The organism is Chamaesiphon sp. OTE_20_metabat_361, from assembly GCF_031364565.1.
Genome location: NZ_JANLWO010000540.1, coordinates 1 through 3,907 on the forward strand (window position 1 = coordinate 1; position 3,907 = coordinate 3,907).

General features: G+C 48.3%; 3 protein-coding genes. 2 read left to right on the forward strand and 1 reads right to left on the reverse strand.

What is annotated here, in order from left to right:
- A partial coding sequence (locus RMO35_RS15510; RefSeq protein WP_309742226.1) for a carotenoid oxygenase family protein occupies positions 1–1,147 on the reverse strand: 1,147 nt, incomplete at its 3' end.
- Between the two features lie 203 nt (positions 1,148–1,350).
- Between RMO35_RS15510 and RMO35_RS15515 the strand changes: the two genes are divergently transcribed.
- Both RMO35_RS15515 and RMO35_RS15520 read left to right on the forward strand, forming a co-directional pair.
- The gene (locus tag RMO35_RS15515) at positions 1,351–2,046 is read left to right on the forward strand and encodes a DUF305 domain-containing protein (protein ID WP_309742227.1); all 696 of its coding nucleotides are present in this window, start codon (positions 1,351–1,353) and stop codon (positions 2,044–2,046) included.
- Positions 2,047–2,117: 71 nt separating this feature from the next.
- Positions 2,118–3,907: efflux RND transporter periplasmic adaptor subunit (locus tag RMO35_RS15520; RefSeq protein WP_309742228.1), on the forward strand; the 1,790-nt coding region annotated here is incomplete at its 3' end.

Here is a 3,907-nt window from a genome sequence, read left to right on the forward strand (position 1 = left end):
ATTTACGGATGCCACCAAACAGAAAGGGTGCAAAAATTTGGGATAACTCGATCTTAAAGGCAATGTCGCCGACGATAATATAGTCTTCCGTCAACGCCATCTGATGAATCGCTTGCTGGATAATCACGGGTTCGCCATTGGGGAGAACCAGCCGCCATTTTTCAAAGCTTTGGCTGTCAAATCGATATCTCACTAAATTCGTAAACGCACCCCAAGGATTTTTGAGAAGTATGCCATCTAAACCGCGCCTAGCCTTATACCAGCGCCGAAACCTGTCGATAACACTCAGGAGACTCAATCCCGCCGAATAATTTGCCGTAATAAACTCCCCCGCCGCGCCTGACTGGAGATGGTCGCAAACTGGATGCGCGGGGTTAGAATAAGGCTGAAAAACTTGCGTCAACCAAGCGGGCTGTTTGGGAGCCAATCCTTGCCAATTGCTAGCTGCTCCAATCGGTTCGAGCAGTTCGAGCGAATCGGGATCGATAATGTGGGGACGTGCGGCATCGAAGGTGGCGAGCAGATGCTCTTTAGTTGCTACAAACGCGGTATTCATCTGGTTGCGCGTCCCTAATAGCAGGCTGTGACGCACCATGCCACCATCAAGAAACCGATAACCAATTTTGTCAAATTTAGGGACTAATTGCGCCGCTAGATCGGCATAATAGCAGGGCGTTTTCATCATCCGTGTTTTCAGGATTGCCGTGCCGTTTTCAAAACCGAGCCGATACAACATGCCATCGCCATTGAGTACCATTCGATCGCCCCTAGCATAGGAATCAGCACTAAAGCTTGTTACTGGGGGCAATGGACAGGCGAAAAAGGCATACCCATGGATGTCTGCTGGCAACTGCCCAGTATTAGTCGGAAGTTGCGACTCGATCGCCGTAGGCAATCCCGCCCGATCGTCTGCTAGAGTGCGATCGTCGATCGTGATTAATGTCCCATAGATCGGCTGCGGCTGGGTACTCAATCTTGCCAGAATTTCTGGCTTGACTTCCGCCGCTAGTTCGGGACTGAGGTACCAGCACAAATGCACGTTGAGGGGAGTAGGATCGTGCTCCTGGCGGCGTTTGCGAACATCTGTTAAATTGGTACCGATCGCCGAATACGGGGTAAAATTTGCAACCGTTTGAACTGGTGACATTAGTAGTGCCTCTGTAGATGAAAGATATCATACTACTAGAGTCCCCTCGATCGCGACAGTTGTAACTAACGTTAGTTCGGGATAAGTTAGAACTGCTGTAAATGAAATTAATGTGAAATCTCGACTCAATCCATTTCATCTTAATTTCATCTCATTCATTTAAAATCGTAGTAACGGCAAAATTATGATTATTTAGATTGATTATGAATACTAAAATTAAATTGCTCACATCGATCGCGATGGTGACGGGAACGATTGGTTTTGGTTCCCTAGCAATCGCTAACTTCACGACTTCCAACAGATCGAATTCAACAATTGCCCAAAATGGAGGGATGAATCATGATGGCATGAATCATGATGGCATGAAAAAGGGGGGCATGATGAATCATAGTATGGATGTTGGCCCCGCTGATGCTAACTACGATCTGCGCTTTATCGATAGTATGATTCCCCACCATCAGGGTGCATTAGTAATGGCTCAGGAAGTATTAGAAAAGTCCAAACGTCCCGAACTAATTAAGCTAGCTAAAGGTATGCTCGCCGAGCAGCAAAAAGAAATCGCCCAGATGCAACAGTGGCGCAAGCAATGGTATCCCAAAGCATCGGCAACACCGATAATGTGGCACGCTGCTATGAATCATGAAATGGCAATGACAGCCGAACACAAGCAGTCAATGATGATGAGTATGTCATTGGGTAAAGCTGATGCGGGGTTCGATCGTAGATTCCTCGATGCGATGATTCCCCATCATCAAGGTGCCGTGACAATGGGACAAGATTTATTGAAAAAATCTAAACGTCCAGAGATGCAAAAACTCGCTCAAAATATCATTAAGTCTCAACAGGCAGAAATCGCTCAGATGGCTCAATGGCGGAAAGAATGGTCTGCAAGTAAATAGTTGATGAGCATTCATATTCATCTCATCTAGCACTGGCAAACTGGGAACTATCAGCGTTTAGTTGAGCAACTATGGCTATAAATACTAACTCACAGACAGCTTCATCCTCGATCGCTCCAGCCATTCGCGCAGTGAGGCGGTTAAGCTGGCTATTACTACCCATCTGGCTCTCGCTAGTATCCCCATTAGCACTCGCTCATGGCGGGCATGGTAATGAATTTGGCTCTCAAGAGGGAACGAAAAGTACCAAAGTGCAAGTCGATGGAGCAACGGCTCAACAGATTGGGGTACAAACAGTTGCTGCCAAAAAACAAAGCTTGAATGTCGAAATTTCCGCTACCGGACAGATTGAGTTATTACCCAGCAAACAAGTAGAAGTTACTGCCCCAATTAAGGGTAAACTCGTCCAGCTTTTGGTACAACCTGGCACGAGAGTCAAAGCAGGACAAATCCTGGCGAGGATGTCTAGCCCCGAACTCAACGAACTACGAACGAGTTCCCTCGAAAAACGATCGACAGCAATCGCGCTACTCCAACAAGCTCAAACCGATCGCAACCTCGCCCAACAAAGTTATCAAAAAATCGCCCAAATCGCCACCGCTGAAACAGATCGGGCGCGGAGTCAATTAACAGCCGCTCGATCTAGACTCGCGCGAGAACAACAACTCGTCAAAAGTGGTTCGGTAGTTCGAGCGGCGAAAACCAGCTATCAGCGTCAACAGCAAATCGCCACCGCCGAGATTAGCTCCGCTCGAACCGAACTAGAATTAGCTCAGGAACGGTACCAAAAGGATGTAGAACTAAACAAGAGTGGGGCACTGGCACGCCGTCAGATGTTGGAATCTCAGGCTAAACTAGCCGAAGCCCGAACTGCATTAGTCAAAGCCACAAGTCAGTCAGGAGTAGCCCAAGCCGAAACCGAACTCCGCAAAGCCGAAACCGAATTACCCCTACGAGAACTGCGGGATGCTGAGCAGCAGGTAGCCGAAGCCCAGGGGCAACAGGCAAAAGCGACGAACCAAAGATCGGTAGTCGAAGCTAATGCTCAAGTCCAAAAAGCGAACTCAGCCGTAACCGCCGCGCAAAATCAGCTCAGACTTAGCGATGCTAGTTATCGCGGGCTGCTGGCACAATTGGGAAATCGAGCGAATGCTCAGGGTATAGTGACTATTACCGCCCCGATCGATGGGACGATTGCCGATCGAGAAATTACGATCGGGCAGTCTGTCGCCGATCCTGGAGCCAAGTTAATGACGATTACCGACGATCGGCAAGTATTAGCAACTGCCAATATCTACGAGCGGGATTTAGGACGATTAAAAATCGGTCAGCAGGTTAGTGTAAAAGTGCCTGGAGCGGGTGATAAAGTGTTTTCAGGTCAGATTTCGAGGATCGTGACGGCGGTGGACTCCCAGAGCCGGGTAGTTCCCGTTCAAGCAACATTAGATAATCCAGATGGTTTGCTCAAAGCTGGAACCTTTGCCGAAATCAAATTAGCTACCAGTCAAATCACTATCCCAGTGGTAGTAATTCCAGCGAGTGCAGTGGTAGAGGCTAATTTAGAGAAATTAGTCTACATCAAAAGTGGCGACAGCTATCAGCCCACAACCGTCACCCTCGGGCAAACCGTTGGCGATCTAGTTGAAGTCAAGACAGGACTATTTGCTGGGGACTTAGTAGTCAGCCAACGTGCCCCCCAACTCTACGCTCAATCCCTGAAAAAGCAGCCAGCTAGCGAACATAGCACCGCAGTCAATCCCGATGCAACTAGTCAAAATCAAATACCGTCTTATCTAATTTGGGGCTTAATCCCCGCCGTTGGCATTCTGGGCGGCAGTGCTTTTTGGTTGGGGCGCAGAAG